Source organism: Rhizobium sp. 11_C7_N12_5, from assembly GCF_051811145.1.
Lineage (GTDB): Bacteria > Pseudomonadota > Alphaproteobacteria > Rhizobiales > Rhizobiaceae > Rhizobium > Rhizobium lusitanum.
Map to the genome: position 1 here is coordinate 3,635,001 of NZ_JBPWPY010000001.1, position 21,250 is coordinate 3,656,250.

The 21,250-nt window shown below is 59.7% G+C and carries 19 protein-coding genes, 1 tRNA gene and 2 rRNA genes (1 of these 22 running past the window's edge); 10 read left to right on the top strand and 12 right to left on the bottom strand.

From position 1 onward, the window contains the following. From AB8B29_RS17775 to AB8B29_RS17785, 3 genes are all read left to right on the top strand, one after another. Positions 1 to 1,832, top strand: a 23S ribosomal RNA gene (locus AB8B29_RS17775); it begins 1,029 nt to the left of the window's first position. Positions 1,833 to 2,021: 189 nt separating this feature from the next. Beyond that, positions 2,022 to 2,136, top strand: a 5S ribosomal RNA gene (gene rrf, locus AB8B29_RS17780). A 263-nt stretch (positions 2,137 to 2,399) separates the two neighbouring features. Continuing rightward, a tRNA-Met gene (locus tag AB8B29_RS17785) sits at positions 2,400 to 2,476 on the top strand. A gap of 296 nt (positions 2,477 to 2,772) precedes the next feature. Here the strand turns inward: AB8B29_RS17785 and AB8B29_RS17790 are convergent. From AB8B29_RS17790 to AB8B29_RS17805, 4 genes are read right to left on the bottom strand one after another with little or no spacing between them, the layout of a single operon-like run. Then, a complete protein-coding gene (locus AB8B29_RS17790) occupies positions 2,773 to 3,831 on the bottom strand; it encodes an ABC transporter ATP-binding protein (protein ID WP_113118921.1) in 1,059 nt (352 codons plus the stop codon). Between the two features lie 6 nt (positions 3,832 to 3,837). Beyond that, positions 3,838 to 4,626 carry an ABC transporter permease gene (locus AB8B29_RS17795; protein WP_092577285.1) on the bottom strand — a complete coding sequence of 263 codons (789 nt, stop codon included), beginning with the start codon at positions 4,624 to 4,626 and terminating at the stop codon, positions 3,838 to 3,840. 4 nt (positions 4,627 to 4,630) lie between these two features. After that, complete coding sequence (locus tag AB8B29_RS17800) at positions 4,631 to 5,455, bottom strand: ABC transporter permease (protein WP_092577287.1); 825 nt, start codon at positions 5,453 to 5,455, stop codon at positions 4,631 to 4,633. Between the two features lie 48 nt (positions 5,456 to 5,503). Continuing rightward, the gene (locus tag AB8B29_RS17805) at positions 5,504 to 6,541 is read right to left on the bottom strand and encodes an ABC transporter substrate-binding protein (RefSeq protein ID WP_092577307.1); all 1,038 of its coding nucleotides are present in this window, start codon (positions 6,539 to 6,541) and stop codon (positions 5,504 to 5,506) included. 268 nt (positions 6,542 to 6,809) lie between these two features. Here AB8B29_RS17805 and AB8B29_RS17810 point away from each other — a divergent pair, with 268 nt between their 5' ends. The 5 genes from AB8B29_RS17810 to AB8B29_RS17830 all read left to right on the top strand — a co-directional run bounded on the left by AB8B29_RS17810 (position 6,810) and on the right by AB8B29_RS17830 (position 12,134). Next, positions 6,810 to 8,687 (top strand): adenine deaminase, encoded by a 1,878-nt coding sequence (locus AB8B29_RS17810; RefSeq protein ID WP_092577289.1) that lies wholly within the window; start codon positions 6,810 to 6,812, stop codon positions 8,685 to 8,687. Positions 8,688 to 8,835: 148 nt separating this feature from the next. Further along, a complete protein-coding gene (locus tag AB8B29_RS17815; protein ID WP_245297651.1) occupies positions 8,836 to 9,684 on the top strand; it encodes a sugar phosphate isomerase/epimerase family protein in 849 nt (282 codons plus the stop codon). A 335-nt stretch (positions 9,685 to 10,019) separates the two neighbouring features. Then, the gene (locus tag AB8B29_RS17820) at positions 10,020 to 10,808 is read left to right on the top strand and encodes an EAL domain-containing protein (RefSeq protein WP_037200907.1); all 789 of its coding nucleotides are present in this window, start codon (positions 10,020 to 10,022) and stop codon (positions 10,806 to 10,808) included. Positions 10,809 to 10,920: 112 nt separating this feature from the next. Continuing rightward, on the top strand, positions 10,921 to 11,511 hold the full coding sequence (locus AB8B29_RS17825; protein ID WP_202032581.1) for a helix-turn-helix domain-containing protein: 591 nt from the start codon (positions 10,921 to 10,923) through the stop codon (positions 11,509 to 11,511). Positions 11,512 to 11,624: 113 nt separating this feature from the next. After that, the gene (locus tag AB8B29_RS17830) at positions 11,625 to 12,134 is read left to right on the top strand and encodes a MucR family transcriptional regulator (RefSeq protein WP_244655105.1); all 510 of its coding nucleotides are present in this window, start codon (positions 11,625 to 11,627) and stop codon (positions 12,132 to 12,134) included. 271 nt (positions 12,135 to 12,405) lie between these two features. Here the strand turns inward: AB8B29_RS17830 and AB8B29_RS17835 are convergent, their stop codons facing one another. Beyond that, positions 12,406 to 14,013, bottom strand: a complete 1,608-nt coding sequence (locus tag AB8B29_RS17835) for an inorganic phosphate transporter (RefSeq protein ID WP_037200890.1) — start codon at positions 14,011 to 14,013, stop codon at positions 12,406 to 12,408. 269 nt (positions 14,014 to 14,282) lie between these two features. Here AB8B29_RS17835 and AB8B29_RS17840 point away from each other — a divergent pair, with 269 nt between their 5' ends. Further along, positions 14,283 to 14,588, top strand: a complete 306-nt coding sequence (locus AB8B29_RS17840) for a GCG_CRPN prefix-to-repeats domain-containing protein (RefSeq protein ID WP_080760617.1) — start codon at positions 14,283 to 14,285, stop codon at positions 14,586 to 14,588. Between the two features lie 140 nt (positions 14,589 to 14,728). Here AB8B29_RS17840 and AB8B29_RS17845 read toward each other — a convergent pair whose 3' ends face one another. Genes AB8B29_RS17845 through AB8B29_RS17855 form a run of 3 tightly spaced genes read right to left on the bottom strand, consistent with a single transcriptional unit; the run spans position 14,729 to position 16,352 of the window. Beyond that, positions 14,729 to 15,388 carry a hypothetical protein gene (locus AB8B29_RS17845; RefSeq protein WP_037200888.1) on the bottom strand — a complete coding sequence of 220 codons (660 nt, stop codon included), beginning with the start codon at positions 15,386 to 15,388 and terminating at the stop codon, positions 14,729 to 14,731. A gap of 1 nt (position 15,389) precedes the next feature. Then, positions 15,390 to 16,130 carry a CbtA family protein gene (locus AB8B29_RS17850; protein ID WP_112442589.1) on the bottom strand — a complete coding sequence of 247 codons (741 nt, stop codon included), beginning with the start codon at positions 16,128 to 16,130 and terminating at the stop codon, positions 15,390 to 15,392. 12 nt (positions 16,131 to 16,142) lie between these two features. Continuing rightward, the gene (locus tag AB8B29_RS17855) at positions 16,143 to 16,352 is read right to left on the bottom strand and encodes a CbtB domain-containing protein (protein WP_034512131.1); all 210 of its coding nucleotides are present in this window, start codon (positions 16,350 to 16,352) and stop codon (positions 16,143 to 16,145) included. 232 nt (positions 16,353 to 16,584) lie between these two features. Here AB8B29_RS17855 and AB8B29_RS17860 point away from each other — a divergent pair, with 232 nt between their 5' ends. Next, positions 16,585 to 17,151 (top strand): histidine phosphatase family protein, encoded by a 567-nt coding sequence (locus AB8B29_RS17860; RefSeq protein ID WP_037200885.1) that lies wholly within the window; start codon positions 16,585 to 16,587, stop codon positions 17,149 to 17,151. A gap of 63 nt (positions 17,152 to 17,214) precedes the next feature. Here AB8B29_RS17860 and AB8B29_RS17865 read toward each other — a convergent pair whose 3' ends face one another. From AB8B29_RS17865 to cyoB, 4 genes are all read right to left on the bottom strand, one after another. Next, positions 17,215 to 17,979, bottom strand: a complete 765-nt coding sequence (locus AB8B29_RS17865; RefSeq protein ID WP_047640344.1) for an SURF1 family protein — start codon at positions 17,977 to 17,979, stop codon at positions 17,215 to 17,217. Between the two features lie 193 nt (positions 17,980 to 18,172). After that, entirely contained in the window at positions 18,173 to 18,577 is a 405-nt protein-coding gene (gene cyoD / locus AB8B29_RS17870) for a cytochrome o ubiquinol oxidase subunit IV (RefSeq protein WP_037200882.1), read from the bottom strand. Further along, positions 18,574 to 19,203: a cytochrome o ubiquinol oxidase subunit III gene (gene cyoC / locus AB8B29_RS17875; protein ID WP_037200880.1), complete on the bottom strand. Its 630-nt coding sequence runs from the start codon at positions 19,201 to 19,203 to the stop codon at positions 18,574 to 18,576. The genes cyoD and cyoC overlap by 4 nt, the downstream gene beginning before the upstream one ends. 5 nt (positions 19,204 to 19,208) lie before the next feature. Then, entirely contained in the window at positions 19,209 to 21,212 is a 2,004-nt protein-coding gene (gene cyoB / locus AB8B29_RS17880) for a cytochrome o ubiquinol oxidase subunit I (protein WP_037200878.1), read from the bottom strand. Between the last annotated feature and the right edge of the window lie 38 nt (positions 21,213 to 21,250).

Genomic DNA, 21,250 nt, shown 5'->3' on the forward strand with positions numbered 1-21,250 from the left:
ACTATCAGGCAGACACACGGCGGGTGCTAACGTCCGTCGTGAAAAGGGCAACAACCCTAACCTCCAGCTAAGGTCCCCAAGTCATGGCTAAGTGGGAAAGGATGTGAGGATCCCAAAACAACCAGGATGTTGGCTTAGAAGCAGCCATCATTTAAAGAAAGCGTAACAGCTCACTGGTCTAGTCAAGGGTCTTTGCGCCGAAAATGTAACGGGGCTGAAGCCATGCACCGAAGCTGAGGATGTGCAGCAATGCACGTGGTAGCGGAGCGTTCCGTAAGCCAGTGAAGGGGTACCTGTGAGGGGCCCTGGAGGTATCGGAAGTGCGAATGTTGACATGAGTAACGATAAAGAGGGTGAGAGACCCTCTCGCCGAAAGACCAAGGGTTCCTGCTTAAAGTTAATCTGAGCAGGGTTAGCCGGCCCCTAAGACGAGGCGGACACGCGTAGTCGATGGGAACCACGTTAATATTCGTGGGCCTGGTGGTAGTGACGGATTGCTTAACTTGTTCACACTTATTGGATTGTGTGGGCGGGGACGCGGTTCCAGGAAATAGCTCCACCGTATAGACCGTACCCGAAACCGACACAGGTGGTCAGGTAGAGTATACCAAGGCGCTTGAGAGAACTATGTTGAAGGAACTCGGCAAATTGCACGCGTAACTTCGGAAGAAGCGTGACCCTTATATACGCAAGTATGTGAGGGTGGCACAGACCAGGGGGTAGCGACTGTTTACCAAAAACACAGGGCTCTGCGAAGTCGCAAGACGACGTATAGGGTCTGACGCCTGCCCGGTGCTGGAAGGTTAAGAGGAGGGGTGCAAGCTCTGAATCGAAGCCCCAGTAAACGGCGGCCGTAACTATAACGGTCCTAAGGTAGCGAAATTCCTTGTCGGGTAAGTTCCGACCTGCACGAATGGCGTAACGACTTCCCCGCTGTCTCCAACATAGACTCAGTGAAATTGAATTCCCCGTGAAGATGCGGGGTTCCTGCGGTCAGACGGAAAGACCCCGTGCACCTTTACTATAGCTTTACACTGGCATTCGTGTCGGCATGTGTAGGATAGGTGGTAGGCTTTGAAGCAGGGACGCCAGTTCTTGTGGAGCCATCCTTGAAATACCACCCTTATCGTCATGGATGTCTAACCGCGGTCCGTTATCCGGATCCGGGACAGTGTATGGTGGGTAGTTTGACTGGGGCGGTCGCCTCCGAAAGAGTAACGGAGGCGCGCGATGGTGGGCTCAGACCGGTCGGAAATCGGTCGTCGAGTGCAATGGCATAAGCCCGCCTGACTGCGAGACTGACAAGTCGAGCAGAGACGAAAGTCGGTCATAGTGATCCGGTGGTCCCGCGTGGAAGGGCCATCGCTCAACGGATAAAAGGTACGCCGGGGATAACAGGCTGATGACCCCCAAGAGTCCATATCGACGGGGTTGTTTGGCACCTCGATGTCGGCTCATCGCATCCTGGGGCTGGAGCAGGTCCCAAGGGTTTGGCTGTTCGCCAATTAAAGCGGTACGTGAGCTGGGTTCAGAACGTCGTGAGACAGTTCGGTCCCTATCTGCCGTGGGTGTAGGAATATTGACAGGATCTGTCCCTAGTACGAGAGGACCGGGATGGACATATCTCTGGTGGACCTGTTGTCCTGCCAAGGGCATAGCAGGGTAGCTACATATGGAATGGATAACCGCTGAAGGCATCTAAGCGGGAAACCAACCTGAAAACGAGTGTTCCCTATCAGAGCCGTGGAAGACTACCACGTTGATAGGCCGGGTGTGGAAGTGCGGCAACGCATGAAGCTTACCGGTACTAATAGCTCGATTGGCTTGATTGTTCTCATTGCCAGTGCTCATCACAGGCTGAATGCAACGCATTCATGCCTATACGCCGAACGCGCAAGCGTTCGTCCGCGTAGAGCAAACCAAAGACGTGTTCATAAAGACAAATGAAGTCTCAGACTTCGCCAGCTTCTCATAGGGCATAAACCGCTCAAGCGGTTTAGCCCGAAGTTGCGCTTTGCCGACCTGGTGGTTATGGCGGGGTGGCCGCACCCGTTCCCTTTCCGAACACGGCCGTGAAACGCCCCTGCGCCCATGGTACTTCGTCTTAAGACGCGGGAGAGTAGGTCGCTGCCAGGTCTGCCAAGCGCAACTCAGGCTAAATCGCATCGCGGTTTATGCCTAAATAATCTTCTCATCACACACGCGGTAAACTCGGAAGAGTTTATCGCTCAGCGGCTCCAGCCGTGCTACAATGGGCCGCACAAAGCGGCCTTTGCCGCTTCTGAAAGCAAGCAATTATCCCCTTGCGCACCTGAAATAAGGGCCAAGGGAAACAAGCGACAAATCGATCAGCGATTTGCGCTGGACGCGATAAGCCGAAAAGCGGCTTACGCTGGTAACGCGGGGTGGAGCAGCCCGGTAGCTCGTCAGGCTCATAACCTGAAGGCCGCAGGTTCAAATCCTGCCCCCGCAACCAACGACCCCTCGCAAAACAAAATGTCGCTCGTGCGAAGACTTCATCTTCCCTGGCAATGTCAGCTCGTCGTCCTAACGACCATAACCTGATGGCCGCAGCGTCAAATCCTGCACATCCTGCCCACGCAACCAAATCACCCAAATGCATATACTTCAAAACGGCGATAAGACCGCCACCGCAGACCAATAAAATAGCCCGCTTCCCGCGGGCAAGGTCAGCGTTTAAGGTTAAGCTGATGGCCGCCAACCTCACCAGCAGACCCAAAAAGGCAAACTGCCCGCCTGGAAGCGTGGCTGTTACAGCTCTGGAGTGAGAATGCAGCATTGCTCGGGCACCGGCACGAGCACGGCCACATTGCCTGCTGCCAGCGGGTCCGACAAAGCGCCGTTGGCGACGATATCGCCGGCCGGCGTCGTGCATTGATATTGATAGGCGCGGCCGAGATAGGTTCTCGTTCCCAAGACCGCCGGCAAGCCATTGCCATCCTGCTGCACCGAAAGGCCGTCGGCGCGGCAACCGAGGATGAAATCATCGGGAATCTGTCCGAAATCATCCTGCGACAGCGTGATCTTCGCGCCACCGGCGCCTTCTGCCGTGACCAGCGCCCCATCGCGCGCGATAGTCCGCAACGACAGCAGGTTCTCGAAGCCGACGAAACGGGCAACGAAGGCATTGGCCGGTTTGCGGTAAAGGACTTCGGGCGTATCGAGCTGCATGATGCGGCCGGCATTCATGATGGCGACGCGGTCCGAAATCGAGAAGGCTTCCTCCTGGTCATGCGTCACGTAAAGCGAGGTCGTGCCGTTTACGCGCTGTAGCTGCCGGATTTCGACGCGCATGTCGATCCTCAGCTTGGCGTCGAGATTGGAAAGCGGTTCGTCGAACATCAACAGCGGCGGCTCGATGACGAGGGCGCGCGCCAGCGCGACGCGCTGCTTCTGGCCGCCGGAGAGCGCGGCAGGAAGACGGTCGCCAAGGCCGGAAAGGCCGACGCGTTCCAGCATGGCCGCGGCTTTCTGCCGGCGCTCCTGTGCCGCGATGCGGCGTTGCTTCAGGCCGAAGGCCACGTTTTCTAGGACCGTCAGATGTGGAAACAGCGCATAGTTCTGGAACACCAGGCCGATATCCCGGGCATGCGCCGGAAGCGTGGTCAGATCGCGGTCACCCAGTCTTATCGCGCCGCACGTCGGTTGCAGGAATCCGGCGACGAGCCGCAGCGTCGTCGTCTTGCCGCAGCCGCTGGAGCCAAGCAGCGAGACAAGCTCCCCGGCTGCGACGGACAGCGACAGGTCCTGCAGCACCGGCGTCTTGCCGTAATGGGCGCTGATGGATTGGATGGTAAGCGATACGGTCACGGGCGGCTACTTTGTCAGGAAGGTGAGGCCCAGGGTCGCTTCGACGACCGCCATGACGGCGACTGTCACGAGCATCAACAGCACGGACACCGAGGCGATGGTCGGGTCGAAGAACTGCTCCATGTGGGCGAGGATCTGGATGGGGAGGGTGGAGATACCGGGTCCGGTCAGGAAGACCGAGACGGAGACGTCGTTGATGGACGTGATGAAGGCGAGAATGAAGGCGGCGATGACGCCGGCGCGGATATTCGGCAGCACCACCGTCAGGAAGGTCTTCAGTGGCGGGCAGCCCAGGCTGATCGCCGCCTCTTCTATGGAGAAGTCGAAGCTGGCGAGGCTGGCGCTGACAACGCGCACGGAATAGGGCAGCACCAGCAGCGCGTGACCGATCAGCAGGCTTGGGAAGATCGGAAGTCCGAGGCCGATGGTGACCGATTTCATCAACGAAAAACCGAAGACGATCTCCGGAACAAGGATCGGAAGGACGAAGAGCGTCGAAAGCCAGCTCGGCAACTCCACTCTGTATCGGCTGATGGCATAGGCGGCGGGGATGCCGATCAGCAGCGAAAGCACTGTTCCAAGCAAGGCGAGTTCGAGGCTGGTAATGGCAGTCGTGCGAAAGGCCTCGATCTCGAAGATGTTCCAGAACCAGTGCAGCGTCAGGCCCTGCGGCGGGAAGGTGAGGTAGCTGGTGTCGCTGAAGGCGGAGCCGATGATGATGACGAGCGGCGCCAAAAGGAACAGGAAGACGCAAGCCGTGAAAGCGATGAGCGCTGGGTGGACGGATCTTGCCATATCGTCACACTGCCATCGGGTTCAGCCGTCGGGCGATGCGGCTCATGATCGCCACGATACCGATCGTCACGACGACCATGATGGCGGCAATCGTCGAGGCTCCGACCCAGTCGAAGGTGACCATGGCGCGCTGGTAGAGGAAGGTGCCCATCATCATCTGCTTTTCGCCGCCGAGCAGCTGCGGCGTGGCATAGGAGGTGAAGCTGCCGGTAAAGACCAGCACGGCGCCGACGATGAGGCCGGGCGTGGCGAGCGGCAGGATGACCTGTCTAAATGTCGCCGCCGGCGTCGCGCCGAGTGAAGTTGCCGCCTGGATCAGGTCCTGCGGTATGCCTTCGAGCACACCGACGAGGGTGAGGATCATCAGCGGCACGAAAAGATAGACCATCGCGACGATGACCGAACCTTCAGTATAGAGCATCGAGAGCGGCTCGCTGATGACGCCGACCGAGAGCAGCATGGTGTTGAGAATGCCGTTCTTGCCGAGAATGATCAGCCAGGCGAAGGAGCGCACGACGACCCCGGTCAGCAGGGGAAAGACCGCGGCGATGATCATCAGGCTTTTCGCGCGACCCGGCATTTGCGCGATGACATAGGCGGCGATGAACCCGACGACGAGGGAGATCGCCGTCGTCACAAGGGCGACTTCTATCGTTCGGTAGAGCACCGTGCGGCGAAAGCCGCTGGTGAAGAAGGCGACATAGGGAGAAAACATACCCTTGGGTTCGCCGAATGTCGCCGCGATCGTGATGATTACGGGGACGAGAAGGAATAGCACCACGGCTGTCATCGCCGGCGCCGTCAAACCCCATTTTGCAAGATGCTTCATCAAACGAATTCCGTAAGGGATGCCGCCGGGTCGCCGCGGCACGCCCTGTTACATGCCGAAGATCTCGTTCCAGCGATCGATCCAGTCCGATTGCGCTTCATTCAGCTTGGCATAATCGATGCGGGTGAGCTTGGCGATCATGTCGGGACCGTAGGTCCAGAGCTTCGCCTTGTCGGGCGTCAGCACGACCTTGGTGGAAACAGGCGCATCCACGCCCTGCTCGGCCTCTGCCTGCTGGACGTCCTTCGACAGGATGAAATTGATGAACTGGTGGGCGAGCTCGACATTTTCCGAGCCCTTGGGAATGTTGACCGTATTGAGGGTGGCGACATCGCCTTCCTTGAGAGCGGCCCAGGCCATCGTGGGAACGGCTGATTGCATCGATGCCAGGGTGAAGTCCTGTGCCAGAGCCACCTTGGCCTCGCCCGTCGAGATCAGGTTCACGAGCTCGGAGCCGGTATTGTAGTTCTTGACGACATTCGGCTTCAGTGCGCTGATCGCTTCGAAGGCCTTGTCGGCATCGTCATAGGGATCGGCACCTGCATGCTTGGCGGCCTGAAGCACCGTCAGTGGCCCGGCCGTCGTGGTGATGCCCGGAAGCGTGACGGCGCCCTTCAAGTCGTTGCGCCAGAGATCGTTCCAGGAGGTAATCGGCGTGACGACCTTCGCCGTATCGTAGACGATGCCCACGCGGCCGATCGTATAGGCGGGGCCGTAATTGCCCTGCGGTGCCTTGGCGAGATCGTAGAGATCGGCAAGGTTCGGAATCTTGTTGCGATCGAGCTCCTGAAAGAGACCCTGCTGAATGCCGACCTGCGAATAGCTGTCCGTCAGGTAGATCACATCGACGCCCTTGCCGCCGCGCAGCTTCAGCTTGTTGAGACGATCGGCATTGTTGCCCGTTTCGAAGACGACGTCGCAGCCGCAGATCTTCTTGAAAGGCTCGATAATGTTCGCCTTCATCTTCTCGCCGTTGTAGCCCCACCAGGAAATGGTCAGCGTTTTTGCCTGCGCATAGGCCGGCAGGACGACAGTGGCAGCAAGAATCGCAAAGCCCGCGACATGGGCAAGAGTGAGGCCTTTCATTATCGAAATCCTTTGGTCAATGAAATCAGGCATATGCTTCAAGCTTGCAGGATACTATTTTTCGAGCACCGGCTTTACAAGCCCAACAATTGAGCACGGGACAGTTTTTCCGCCGCTGCATCGGCAGGCCAAATATTTCGGCGCGCATGATAGCCGGAAATGCAACCCTTTGAGATAATTTGGTTTCTTTCAAGCAAGACAGACCGCTTTACACGCCGGATCGCCATCTCTACCCTCGGCGGATCGAATTCTCGCAGGCATACCTATCATGACGTCTCCGACGACAAATCTCCCCGACGATCTGCTGGTGAACGCGGCTGACGAGGTGTTGATCCGCCAGGATCTGACGCTCACCGCACTTGGTCGCCGTCCTGCCGACCGCTTGCTGCGGGTCGGTCGGCTGCTTGACGTGCATAGCCGCACCTGGCTCGAGGATCAGGAGATCGTCATCAAGGGCAGGCGCATTGCCTATGTCGGCCCGGCCGGCAGCTATGAGGGCGAGGTCGGCGAGCGTGTCCACGAGCCGCATCTTGTGGCCGTTCCCGGTTTCGGTGAGGCGCACAAGCATATCGAGAGCTCGCATTTGACGCCGGAATGGGAGGCCGCTCTGGTCATGCCGCACGGTGTCACTTGGACCTGCGAGGCGAGTCACGAGTTTTCCAATGTGAACGGCGCCCGCAATCTCGAATTCTGGCTTGAGGCGCGCCGTCGCGGATCGCCGATGAAGATCTTCCCCTTGCCGGGCTCGGCCGTGCCGCCGACGGCCTATGAATGGGGCGGCGGCCACTTCGGCTATGACGAGCAGAAAGCCTTTCTCGGCGAAAGCCTGATGGTCGCCGGGCTCGACGAGGTGATGGATTGGCCTTCGGTCAGCAATCCGGAGAATCCGGCTTATGACCGTCTATGGGGCATGATCCGCGCCACCTTCGAGCAGCGTGGCGTCGTCGAGGGCCACGGCGCCGGCCTGCGCGATCTGGCGTCGATCAATGCCTTCGCCGGCGCGGGCGTCGCCTCCGATCATGAAGGCTGGTTCCTCGATGAGATCTGGGAGAAGCTGACGCACGGCCTGTTCATCGAGCTTCGGCCGCATTCCTTGCCCGAGGTCATTCAGGGGCTGATCGAAAAAAGCCTGTCCGACTGGTCGCAGATCGCTTTCGTCACGGATGACCGCAGCGCCTCCGATACGCTGAAAATCGGAGCGACCGATCACAATGTCCGGCTTGCGATCGAGAATGGATTGGCTCCCGAGATCGCCATTCAATGCGTGACGATCAATCCGGCGCGGCATATGCGGCTTACGCCCTGGGTCGGCTCGATCGCGCCCGGCCGCTTTGCCGATATCGTGCTTCTGGACGATGTGGAGAGGCTGTCGATCGCCAAGGTGTGGGCTGATGGTAAGCAGGCTTCCGAAGGCACGAGTTTCGTCGGCGTCCGCCCCGAGATCGACTGGCCGGATTGGGCGACGAAGACGGTGCGGATCGACAGGGTCGTCGCGCCACAGGATTTTCGCATCGCCGCGCCCTCGGATGCCGCGACGGCGAAGGCGGCGCTGCTGCGGCCATTCCATTGGGCCGACGATTTCATCACCATGGATCTGCCGGTCCGGGATGGCGCCGTCCAGCGCGATCCGGATCGCAATGTCACCAAATTTGCGATCGTCGACCGGTTTTCGGGCGAGGCCAAGGTTTCCCGCATGTTCTGGCTGGGCACCGGGCCGCGCACGCCGGATACGGCGCTCGGAGCGACGCTCGGCCACGACAAGCACAATATCTGGGTCGTCGGTTCCTCCGACGAAGCCATGGCAATGGTCGCCAATGCGCTCAATGAGCAGCAGGGCGGCTGGGTACTGGTTTCAGGTGGGAAGGTCGTCGCCCGCGTCCACTATGAGGTCGGTGGCCTGATGACGGCGCGATCGGCGGAGGAACTCGATGTGGAAATGCAGAGGCTTTATGCTGCCGGCGCTGAGATCGATTGGATGTACGAGCCGACTTTCTCGCCCCGCTGGTGGCCGGGTTTCCCCGAGCGCCTCTCCTTTGCGACGCTGACCTGTGCGCCATGGCGCTGGGTTCTTGTGGCGCCGTCTGAGCATGCGCCGGAAGGTTTTGTCAATGTCGCGACTGGAGAGACGCATCCCGTCGTCTGGTAAGGGATAGCTATATCTCACGCATTGGATATCCTTTATCAGGCGACGGGATATCAACTCCGCCGGCTCTTGACGGCCGAACATCGTTTCATAATTATCCGTTTGGTTACTTACGCCGCGCTGCGGGCGATGGGACAAGGCGGAGGAGGCCGTGGTGATTGCCGTTGACAATGATGGGCCGCACATGACGTTGGCATTTTCGACGCTCGGATGCGCCGACCTCGAATTGGACGAAGCCCTTGCCTTGGCGGCGCGCTACGGTCTCGATGCCATCGAAATTCGCGCGCTTGGCGGCACGATCGATCTGGCGACTCATTTTACCGAAAGATTCGGTTCGCCTGCCGGCCTCGCGCGTGCGCTGGAAGCCTCCGCCGTGCGCGTTTGCGCCTTCAACACCTCGCTGCGGCTCGTCGGCGCGACATACCAGGCAAAGGAAGAGTTCCTGCGCTATCTGCCTTGGGCGGAGGCGGTCGGCGTCAGATCCCTGCGGGTTTTCGATGGCGGCGATAGCGGAGATGCCGGAGAAGTGGCGGAGGCTCTGTCGACACTGCAATGGTGGCGGGAAACGGCCGTCCGCGAGGGTTTCAGCGCGGAGATGATCGTGGAAACACATGATTTTCTCGTGCAGCCGGATGCCATCGCTCGTCTTCTGGAAGGAGCGCCCGATTGCGCGCTTCTCTGGGATACCCACCACACCTGGCGCAAGGGAGGGCGGGATCCTGTCGAGACCTGGAAACAGGTGCGGGGCAATACGCGGCATCTTCATGTGAAGGACAGTATCTCCAAGCCGGGGCCGAAGCTGCCATATAGCTATGTGCTGCCGGGCAGCGGCGAATTTCCCATGGCTGCGCTGCGTTCCGCGCTCGCCGCCGATGGTTATGACGGTGTCATGAGCCTCGAATGGGAGAAGCTGTGGCACGTCGAACTGCCGTCGTTGGATCTGGCTCTTCAGGCGGCAAGGCGAAGCGGCTGGTGGCCGCCGGCGGCGGCCGGAAAGTGACTGGCGAAGTTCGTTAATAATTTAGTTGAATTAGAAATAAGAAAAACGCGCGGTGTTTGACTTTTGCAATGGTTTGTTAATTAGTGTATTAGCATAAAGTAACTATAAATATTATCGGCGCATCGCGTTGGGTTGACTATCGTCTTCGGCGCAATATCTCCGGCTCATTGAAGGGAACCTCGGTGACATGGGGTTTAAAGGTGTCTGGAAGATGGGAGGAGCGGATTCTAGGCACCAGAAATCTGATGCATCGCAGGCGCATGCGCGGCTTTCAATCATCGTTCTTTGGTTCCGGATTTCCGCTTGCGGTCATGTCCCTGGCCAAGGGAGGTTTGATGATCGGTAATGGGATTCGCAGCGAGGAGGGACATAGCGCCCTGATTTTACAGGCGATCGCCGACGGTGGCCTGAGCTTTGCGGCGCAATGGATCCATGACGTCGAGAATATCGAGGAGATCGCCTATGCGGAAAGCCTGGCGCGCGTAACGGATTCCGATGGCATCGTTCATACGGCAGGAACGTTCGTTTCGCTTCTCGAGCAACAGGATCGCTGGTTCGATCTCGATTTGCGCATGCTCGACATGGTGTTATCAGCCTTGGCGGCGGACGCGACCCTTGTACTCGGCTGTAATTTGTCCGTGGCCAGCCTATCCCATCCCGAATGCTTTGCCGGCATCGTCAGCCGAATCGCCCGCCAGCCAGAGCTTACCCCCCGGCTTGTCGTGGAGATCACCGAAACCTATCCGCTCACTGGTGCTGCCATAGAGTGCGTGAAGATGATCCGCGCACTCGGTTGTCGCATCGCGATCGACGATTTCGGTTCCGGTTTTGCCACGCCGGAATCCCTGCTTCAGGTCGCTAGCGATATCGTCAAAATCGACGCCTGCTTCATCCGCGACAATAGGCCAAGCCGCGAGGGCCGCAACAGTCTTTCATATATTGTCGGTTTTGCCGCATGTTTCGCCCCATCGGTCGTCGTCGAAGGCGTCGAGACGGAGTCGCAGCTGGAGGCCGCGCGAATGGCCGGCGCAACGCATGTGCAGGGCTTCCTGTTGTCGAAGCCGGTTTCGCTGACGCAGCTTCGGCGGCCCGAGGGCACGGCTGGCATGAGGGGGGTAGGATGAGCATTCCTGCTGTTGCCCGGCCGTGCGGCGTCGGAATCCGGATACGCCATATCCGGAATTCATGCGCGGTTCGTATCACAGAGGCCTTCATGTTCGCCAAGCGGGTGCTGCCATGATCAAGCATCCGCTCTCTGCCGCCGATTATGAAGCCGCCTCCGCCAGCGCCACGTGTGATCTCAAGACCAAGACATTGTTGCGTGCCTTGGTGTGTCGTCTTCGCGATTTGTTCTCCGATGCAGGCTTTCCGCTGTCCGTCATCTTCACGGGCGGCACCGAGCCTCATGTCACCATCCGCGATGAAACGGCGGGAATCTCCGCGCGTATAGCGATCGACGCCGAAAGCGGCCTGTATGTCTTTTACGAACTTGGCTGTCGCGCAACCGTTATTGTCCTGGCGACGGCGAATGAAAATCGATTGATCGAAGAGATCGCCCTCCACCTTGGCGGCGACAGTCCGGTGCCGCAAACGATCGACACCGCCGTCAGCGTTCTCGTCGGCCAGACGACCGAAGATGTCGAGCGCAAGCTTATCCTGCAGACGCTTCATCACTGCGATGGAGACCCCACTCACACGGCATTCATGCTCGGAATGCCACTCGTTGTCCTCTGTAACAAACTGGCGGTCTATTTTGCGGACTCCGCCAGGAGACTGCCGGAAGCACCCACCGGTGCAGGCCGGAGAGCGGTGGGCGGCCGACCATGATCACGGGCGCACCTGATGCGAACGTATTCTATCCCGGCGACAATGCCGGGGAAACCTGCGCCAGGAAGACGGCGCAATTCGAACCGGTGCGGGGCTTGGAACGGGCTTCGCATATGACCCAATCGCGCTGGGCGGCGCACGAGGAACCAAATGAGATCCGGGAAAAGATCATGGATTCTTTCAGTGAGAGAAAAAACCCCGCACCACCACCGCAATCGCATTTTCTATTCGAAGGCTGTGTGAAGATTGTTTCGGCCTATGTCGCTCACAACGCCATTTCGGCCGCCAGCCTTCCCAAGCTGATCAAGGATATCCACGGCGCGCTGCAAGCTTTGCGCAGCTCTGCTCCCGTTGCCGCACGTAGCAATCTGGTGCCGGCGGTGGATTTGAAGAAATCGGTGACGAACGACTATATCGTCTGCCTCGAGGACGGCAAACGCTTCAAAACGCTGAAACGCCATTTGCGCGTGCACTACGGCATGACACCTGAGGAATATCGCCAGAAATGGGGTTTGGCGCCAAACTATCCGATGGTCGCACAAAATTATGCGAACCGTCGGTCGGAACTCGCCAAGCTTTCCGGTCTTGGCGCCAATGGCAACAGAAAGGAAACTGTTCGCTAGAGCAATTCCCGGAAAAGTGCGTAGCGGTTTTCCGTCCGGAATTGCGTAAAAACAATAGCATAGAGCGGTCAGGCGATTCCGTGAAACGCGTAACCGCTCGAGCACGTCCGCGTGAGAAAGCGTGCGGATCACGACGAGGGGATTGCGGACGTTTCGCCGTACCAGCTGTGCGGCGCTACGCTGCAAGGATAATGGCGCCCTACGAGGGGGCGCCATTATCTTTTTGGGCCATTTGTCGGGCAAAATCGGCAGGGCCGATGAAACGTGTCGATCAGAAGACCTGACGGAGCACAAGGAACAGCATGAAGGCGAGCGCGATCGAGGCCGGCAGCGTCAGGATCCAGGCCATCAGCATGTTCCGCACGGTCGACCACTGCAGGCCGGAGCCATTCGCCGCCATGGTGCCGGCGACGCCCGAGGACAGGACGTGCGTGGTGGAAACCGGCAAGCCGAGGTGGTCAGCCGCCCCGATCGTCAGCATGGCGACGACTTCGGCGGCCGCACCCTGGCCGTAGGTCAGATGGGTCTTGCCGATCTTTTCGCCGACGGTGACGACGATACGCTTCCAGCCGACCATGGTGCCGAGACCGAGTGCCAGCGCCACGGCAACCTTCACCCAGAGCGGGATGAACTTCGTCGCATGGTCGACGGCGGCGTGATAGTTGGTAACGGCCTTCAGATCGTCGGCGCTCATCGGCAGCAGCTTCTGCTTGTCGATCAGCTTCAGCGATTCACCGATCAGATAGATGTCGTTGCGCACGTTGCCGACGAGCTCGTTCGGCAGCTTTTCGACGCTCGGATAGGCGGCGATCTCGGCGCTGGTGGTGTGGATATAGGCCTGAAGTGCAGGCGTCGTTGCATCCGACCATGTCTTGCTCTTGACGGCATCGCTGACGGCGGCCTTCGGATCGGCAGGCGCGGTCACACCGGGCTTCACATACTTGCCGAGCACGGTTTCGACCTGCGCCGAAGCGGCCTTGTAGGCCTCGAGATAGTTGATGTCGGGCGTCTTGTTGAGAGCGAAGGCGGTCGGGACGAGACCGATGAGGATGAGCATGATCAGGCCCATGCCCTTCTGGCCGTCATTCGAGCCGTGGGCAAAGCTGACGCCGGTGCAGGTGAAGATCAGCAATGCGCGAATCCACCGCGGCGGCGGCGCGTTGCCCTTCGGCGCTTCATAAAGCTCCTTGTTGCGGATCAGAACCTTGGAAACCAGCAGCAGTAAAGCGGCCGCACCGAAGCCGATGATCGGCGACAGCAGCAGCGACATGCCGACGCTGCTGGCCTGCGACCAGTCGACGCCGCTGGTGGCGGAGCCTGTGGGTGCCAGAAACTGATTGGCAAGGCCGACGCCGATGATGGAGCCGACGAGCGTGTGCGAGCTCGACGCCGGCAGGCCCAGATACCAGGTACCGAGGTTCCATATGATGGCGGCAGTGAGCAGGGCGAAGACCATCGCAAGGCCCGAGCCGGAGCCGACCTGCAGGATCAGTTCGACGGGCAGAAGCGCCAGTATGCCGAAAGCGACGGCGCCGGAAGACGTCAACACACCGAGGAAATTGAAGAACCCGGACCAGATGACGGCGAATTCGGCCGGCAGCGAGCGGGTGTAGATGACGGTGGCGACCGCATTGGCCGTATCGTGGAAACCGTTGACGAATTCGAAACCCAGCGCGATCAGCAGCGCGAGACCGAGCAGGATCCACGGAACCGCAGCTGCCTCGGCAAGATCGTTGCCGAGAGCGTAGCCGACATAAGCGAGGCCGCCGAGCACGACGACGCCGAAGAGCGGCAGAAACCATTTCGCCGAACCGCTGGCGCCGTGAATTGGGTGATTGGTGTTGCCACCCTCCACGTTGTTTGAAACGACGTCCACCATCTCAAACTCCCTTATGGCAAATGATATCCCTGATTTAAGCGCCGTTCATGAAACTCTCGTGACGCCTGTAAAGACCGATAGGCGTTTTGCGGATGGGCCGGGATTTCCTTATGGAAAGATGACGATGCGGCGGAAGAAATCCTTGCTCCGGAGGGCAATCCTGGCGGCTCTCGATTTCGCCGCCAAAACGCCTTTTTCGGTTCAGCCCGTGTTCATCCGCTTGGGTTTTAAATCCCGCATGTAAGGGACTTGAATAGAGGACCACCAAAATGAGATCGTCCGTGTTTGCCATCGCTGCTTTACTTGGTGGCCTGGCTGTATCTTCGGCAGAAGCAATGCCTGTTCCCGCTGTCGGGACAACGGCTGCCGTGCCGGTCGTGAAAGTTGACTATGCCTGCGGTCGTGGCTGGCATGTGACCCGCTGGGGCGAATGCCGCCCGAACCGGTGGGGACCGCCGCCGCCGCGTTATGGCTGGGGGCATAGGCCGCCACCGCCATGGGGCTGGTACGGTCATCGCGACTACCGCGATGGCTGGCACGGAGACGGCCGCTGGCGCCGTCATCGCGACTGGTGAAATTAAAAACACCGCCGCAAGCTCTGCGGCGGTGTTTTTTAAAGCGATTCCAGGAAAAGTGCGTAGCGGTTTTCCGTCCGGAATTGCGCAAAAACAACAATATAGAGCGGCTATGCAGTTCCCCGAAACGTGTAACCTCTCTAAAGACGGGGTTCTGTCCGCAGCGCCCGCGCCGTCAGCCACAGTCCGGCGACGGTTGCCAGCAAGGCCGACAGGATGGCCAAGAGGCTTCTGGCGTGCAGAATGATGTCGGTGAGTTTCGGCCGGATCATGTCGGCCGTATTGAAGCTTTCGCCGCTGAATTTGCACAGGATAAGCGATAGATTGTTGCGCACGAGCGTAGCGTCGATCTCCGAGACGAGATTGCCGACGGGCGCCGTTTCATTCTTCATCGTCCGCATATGAAGCAGCACCGCCTTGGCTGCCGCGAGATAGGCGTGCGAGCATTCGTTGAACGGACTTTCCTCGTCGCTCACACTGCCGGGCATCATCCCCCAGAGACAATAGGCGCGCTGGATCTGCGCGAAATTCAGCAGGCGGCGGAAGGTTTCGTCGGTATCCGATGCGTTTTCCGCAAGCGCGACGATCCGCCCGTAATAGGGTGCGATGACAGCCATTTCGCCATGTGGGAGGCTTGGTATCGGGATGCCGGTTTGGCTTCCCGATGAGCTGCCGCCATGGGCGGCAAGCACTGTCGGCCAACACGACAGCATGAGGCAGAGCGCGGCGAGCAAGGCGCCGCTTCTATGCAGGCGTTTCCCGCGCACGAGATCATGCGCGGGATGGGATGGATTTGCCATGCTAGGCTCGGCGCAGCGCCGGGTTGCGGTAGCGTGTCTGCGGTAGCTCTCGCTCCGCCCAGGCTCCGAAGGCAAGCCCGAGGGTGGCCCACAGGATCGCGTGCATACCGAGCGATGCAATCCGGAACCGCCAGAGCACAACGGCCGAGAACTGTTCCGGCACTTCGTTGATCGACGGAAGCAGGTACTGGATCAGTGCGATGAAGACGATGTAGCCGATGCCGGCAAGGATCGCCCCGTTCCATGATCCGTAACGTGCCGCCAGCCGGCGACCCAGCCCGACCGCGACGATCATGCCGACGATCGAAGCAACGATCATGATGAAGAACAGCTCGGTCCTGGCGCCGATCGTGTCGGAATTGCCGACCGCTGGCGGGTTTGCCGGGTACTTGATATCGGGGACGAGCGAAATCGTCACGAAAGCCGCGATTGCGAGCAATGCTGCCGTGCCACGCGCGCCGAGCGGGCTGATGCGGCCGTAGACGAAGGAGAAGACCAGCGCGAACAACCCGCCGATTGCCGTCGAAAAGATCACGGTGCCGGTGAAAAGACCGACGCCTGACTGTGTGGCGCGGCTGACGAATTCCGGTTCCGGCGCTTCGCCGGCTGCCTGCGCGGCCTTTTCTTCAAAGCCGATCGCCCAATCGACCAGCGGCTCGCCGAAAGTGTGGGCGAAGGCAAAAACGAGAATGCCGGCAAGGGCCCCGACGATCATGCCGCGGAGCAAAAGACGTCCAACCATGTGCCTGGTCCCTTAGTGGCAGGGGAAACCGAGCAGGTGACGGGCATCATGCACGAATTCGTGCACATACATGCCTGATATCAGCGAGGTTGCGCCTTCCTCGGCGCCGACGAAATAGATCGCCAGCAGCATCAACAGGCCGGCGAAAACAGCCCAAGGCAGGATTTGGCCGAGCGGGATCGGCTGGGGGATTGCGGATGGTGCGAAAGCGGTGTCAGACATTGTCGTTCCCTCTTTAAGAAAAGCGCGTTCCATTTGCGGAAGGGTTCTTTACGGGAAGGGTCTGGCTCTCGAGGGCGAAGCTTCCGTCATCGATTACAGTGGCGCGACCGCGCCGGGATTTCACCGGCTTCCACACCCGTAAGTGCAAGTTTATATCTGTCCACAAAGATGATTGTCAATCAAACGCTGTTGCGATGTTAAATCGCGACAAGGCATGGGGATATCGAGTGTCATGAAGGCACGCCTGAGCTGGATTTGTCATGGGCCGACGGAAGCCAATCGAAAGGGCTGTTTTCCGGACGACGAGCCGTTGGAAGCGAAAGCGGCGCAGCGAGCCAAGTTGCCCGTTGCCAGGCTCGCAACGATCGATCGGGTCTGGACGGCCCCGGCGCTGCGCGCGCGTCAGACGGCCGCTATCCTCGGTCCTGACGCCATCCTTGAAACTGCCTTGCGCGAATGTGACTACGGCGAGTGGTGTGGAAAATCGCTTGCCGAACTTCATGAAAGTGACCCGGAATCCCTGGCGCTGTGGATGACAGATTTGGACGCCGCACCGCATGGCGGCGAATCTCTGTCGTCGGTCGTGTTGCGCATTGGCGAATGGATGGGGCATCATCTTCATGATGCCGGTCACACCGTCGCCGTCACCCATGCCAGCGTCATCCGCGCCGCCGTCCTGCACGTGTTGCAGGCCCCGCTTGCGGCATTCTGGACGATCGACGTCGAGCCGTTCGGCATGGTCGAGATGACGAGCGACGGCCGGCGCTGGCAGCTTCGCTTCCCGCGGATGGTGGAATAGAGCGATTCCAGGAAAAGTGCCTAGCGGTTCTGTCCGGAATTGCGGAAAACAATACCATGGGGATCAGCGGACCGCCTTCGCCCGCTGCCGTTCGAAATAGACGAGGAATACTGCGAGGCCGAGCGTCATGACAGCCAGCCCGTACCAGGTAATGGCATAGACGATATGGCTGTTGTGGAAGACGATCTGCGTCAATCCTCCAACCGGCAGGTCGCCCGGATTTTTCGTATCGTCCGCGTCGATGAAGTAGGGCGCCACGTTCTGCAGGCCGCGCACGTCGGCTATCGCGTTCACGTCGCGTGAATACCAGCGCTCCTCCGCCGGCACATTGGAACGCAGCAGTGTGCCCTTGGGCTCGTTGATCCGCAGCAAGCCGGTGACGGTCGTCTCGTCGCTGATCTGGCCGGCCGGACGCGTCGCCGGCTTGCGCTTCTCTGTGGGAACAAAGCCGCGATTGACAATGACGATCGTCCCGTCGGCTTCCCTCAGCGGTGTCAGCACCCAATAGCCGGGGCCGAGCACGGTCGAGGCATAGACCTGCGTTTCCTTGTCGTTGAGGAAAGTGCCGCTCACCTGGACACGCTTGTATTCGGAGTTTTCGGCTGTCACGTCAGCCCATTGCGCTGGTCCCGGCGCCGGAACCGCCGGTGCGTGCACGCGGGCATCGACCCTGGCGATCAGATCGAGCTTCCAATGCAGCCGCTGCACCTGCCAGGTGCCGAGGCCGATCAGGAGTGCGGTCAGCAGCAGGAGCAGCAGCACCCAGATGGCGAGCTTGAGCATCGAGCGAGGCTTATCGGGAGACGTTGTCGAAGGAGTATCGGTCATGCGCTGGTCTCCGGGGGACGCGCTGCCGCATGATTTCGGGAGGTGCGAAACGGCCTTCGCGGAATATCATGCGTCGTCGGGGAAATTGGGCTGCGAACCTTGTGCGTCCCGAGGGCTGTGCCACGCAGCATCCGGCGGAACTCTCGCGCCGGAAAGAGGGCGGGCCTCCTGTCGAAGGCCCGCCGCTTGTTGATCAAGGCATGTTGCGCATCATCTCGGGCGACATGGGCATCATGTTCGAGTTGAGGTGATGCATGACCCAGAGCGAGCCGGAAAGGGCGATGATGACAAGCACGATGGTGAAGATCAGCGCCATCATGTTCCAGCCGCCTTCCGAACGGGTGTTCATGTGCAGGAAGTAGATCATGTGCACGATGATCTGGATCGCGCCGAGCACCATGATCAGGGCGGCTGTCACGACGGGATCGGAGAAGACCTTTGCCATGACCAGCCAGAAGGGAATGGCGGTCAGGATGACGGAAAGAACGAACCCCGTCATGTAGCTCTTGAAGGTGCCGTGAGCGGCCTCGTGACCGCCATGGTGGTCGTGACCGTGGGCGTCGGCGGAATGATGCGAATGGTCGGTGTTCGAGCTCATCCGAGAACTCCCATGAGGTAGACGAAGGAAAACACGCCGATCCAGACGACGTCGAGGAAATGCCAGAACATCGAAAGGCACATCAGGCGGCGCTTGTTCTCGGGGATGAGGCCATGCTGGCCGGTCTGCACCATCAGCGTGATCAGCCAGACGATGCCGACGGTGACGTGCAGCCCGTGCGTGCCGACCAGGGTGAAGAAGGCCGACAGGAAGGCGCTGCGCTGCGGGCCGGCGCCGTCGAGGATCAGGTGATAGAACTCGTAGAGTTCGAAGAAGATGAAGGCTGCGCCGAACAGGCCGGTGATCGCCAGCCACATCATCGTTGCCGACTTATTGTCCTTCTCCATCGCCAGCATGGCGAAGCCATAGGTGATGGAGGAGAAAAGCAGCATCGCCGTGTTGAGGGCGACGAGCGGCAGCTCGAAGAGGTCGGCCGGAGAAGGGCCTGCCGCGTAGTTATGGCCGAGCACGGCATAGGTCGCGAAGAGGACTGCGAAGATCAGGCAGTCGCTCATGATGTAGATCCAGAAGCCCAGCATGGTGCTGCCTTCCGGATGATACTCTTCCGTCATGTAGAAGGCGGGCGTTTCGCCGCCCTTGGGAGCATGTGCGGTTTGGGTCGTCATGGGTCTTATACCTGTCCTGCGAGCAGCTTCGTACGCTCGTTCTCGGTCTTCACAACCTCCTCGGCGGGAATGTGGAAGTCGCGCTTATAGTTGAAGGTATGGCCGATCGTAATGATGATCATCGCGGCGAAGGTGATGGCGGCGAGCCACCAGATGTACCAGATCATGCCGAATGCGAAGGCGATCGAGAGAACGCCGAGGATGATGCCCGTCCCCGTGCTCTTCGGCATGTGGATCGGTATGAAGCCTTCGGTCGGCCTGACGTAGCCGCGGCTCTTCATGTCCCACCAGGCGTCGTTGTCGTGAACGATCGGCGTCAGCGCGAAATTGTATTCCGGCGGCGGCGAGGACGTGGACCATTCCAGCGTGCGGCCGTTCCACGGGTCGCCGGTCACGTCGCGAAGCTCTTCGCGCTTGATGAAGCTGACGACGAGCTGGATGATGAAGGAGGCGATGCCGATGGCGATCATCACGGCGCCGAGCGCGGCGACGATGAAGTAGATCTGCAGCGAGGGATCGTCGAACTGCGAGACGCGGCGGGTGACGCCCATCAGGCCGAGCACGTAGAGCGGCATGAAGGCGAAGTAGAAGCCGACGACCCAGAACCAGAAGGACATCTTGCCCCAGAACGGATCGAGCTTGAAGCCGAAGGCCTTCGGGAACCAGTAGGCGATGCCGGCGAACATGCCGAACAGCACGCCGCCGATGATGACGTTGTGGAAGTGGGCGATCAGGAACAAGGAATTGTGCAGCACGAAGTCTGCCGGCGGAACCGCAAGCATGACGCCGGTCATGCCGCCGATCGTGAAGGTGACCATGAAGGCCACGGTCCACAGCATCGGCACTTCATAGCGGATGCGGCCGCGATACATGGTGAAGAGCCAGTTGAACAGCTTCGCACCCGTCGGGATCGAGATGATCATCGTCGTGATGCCGAAGAAGGAGTTGACGCTGGCACCCGAGCCCATGGTGAAGAAGTGGTGGAGCCAGACCAGGTACGACAGGATGGTGATGACGACGGTGGCGTACACCATCGAGGCATAACCGAAGAGGCGCTTGCCGGAGAAGGTGGCAACGACTTCCGAGAACACGCCGAAGGCCGGCAGGATCAGGATGTAGACTTCCGGGTGACCCCAGATCCAGATGAGGTTGATATACATCATCGGGTTGCCGCCAAGGTCGTTGGTGAAGAAGTTCGTGCCGGCGTAGCGGTCGAGCGACAGCAGGGCGAGAACGGCAGTCAGGACCGGGAAGGCGGCGACGATCAGCACGTTGGTGCAGAGCGCGGTCCAGGTGAAGACGGGCATTTTCATCATCGTCATGCCCGGCGCACGCATCTTGACAATGGTCGCGACGAGGTTGACGCCCGACAGCAGCGTGCCGATGCCGGCGACCTGCAGGCCCCAGATGTAATAGTCGACGCCGACGTCGGGACTATAGGCGCTTTCCGACAGCGGCGGGTAGGCGAGCCAACCGGTCTTTGCGAACTCGCCGATGAACAGCGAGATCATGATGATGATCGCGCCGGCCGTCGTCATCCAGAAGGAGAAGTTGTTGAGGAACGGAAACGAAACGTCGCGTGCGCCGATCTGCAGCGGCACGACGAAGTTCATCAGACCCGTCACCATCGGCATCGCCACGAAAAAGATCATGATGACGCCATGGGCGGTGAATACCTGGTCGTAGTGGTGCGGCGGCAGGAAGCCGTCCGATCCGTTGAAGGCGAAGGCCTGCTGGGCACGCATCATCAGCGCGTCGGAAAAGCCGCGCAGCAGCATGATCAGCGCCAGCACGATGTACATGATACCGATCTTCTTGTGGTCGATGCTGGTGAACCATTCCTTCCAGAGATAGCCCCAGAGGCGGAAATAGGTGAGCACGCCCAGAAGAGCGATGCCGCCGATGGCGACACCGATGAAGGTCACGACGAGGATCGGCTCGTGATAGGGGATGGACTCGAGCGTCAGCCGACCGAAGATGAATTTATAGAGGTCCGGGTTGGAAAACATGGATTGCCTCTGTCCTTATAAATGTCTTGTTACTAAGC